Origin of the sequence: Dietzia sp. Die43 (assembly GCF_024519835.1) — a bacterium.
GTDB classification, from domain to species: Bacteria; Actinomycetota; Actinomycetes; order Mycobacteriales; family Mycobacteriaceae; genus Dietzia; species Dietzia kunjamensis.
This window is the reverse complement of the sequence record NZ_JALJRF010000073.1, coordinates 1-383: the sequence shown is the minus strand read 5'-3', so window position 1 is coordinate 383 and position 383 is coordinate 1. Positions and strand designations below refer to the sequence as shown.

At 63.4% G+C, this 383-nt stretch carries 1 protein-coding gene; it reads left to right on the top strand.

Annotation, left to right across the window (positions count from 1 at the left end; all coding sequences use genetic code 11):
* Positions 1 to 63: 63 nt before the first annotated feature.
* Positions 64 to 383 (top strand): CSS-motif domain-containing protein (locus NR111_RS18295; RefSeq protein WP_256821637.1); only part of this gene is annotated, 320 nt, incomplete at its 3' end.

The window sequence follows — 383 nt, the reverse complement described above, 5'->3', positions numbered from 1 at the left end:
ATGCCCCTGACCGCCAAAGGTCCATTGAAGCGCTCTACCCGTACCTTCTGGACATTGCTGGCCATGCTTCTTCCCATCGGGCTCGGCGCCCTCATCCTCTACGCCCAGGCCGAACGAACACTGATGCACAGCAGCCTGGAAACCGCCGAAGAGGCCATCCGCCAGTTCGACCTGATGCTCGACAACACCGACATCGCCGCCAGGGCGCTGCTGCCCCAGGTGGGCCGCGATTGTGATGAAGTCCGGCAACTGGCCCTGCGCGAACAGGTCACCCGCCGACCGTTCGTGCGCTCGACCAACCTGGTGTGGCGCAACAACAACTATTGCAGCTCCCTGCTCGGCAGTTTCGCAGTCCCGCTCAACCCCCTGGACTACGTGGACGG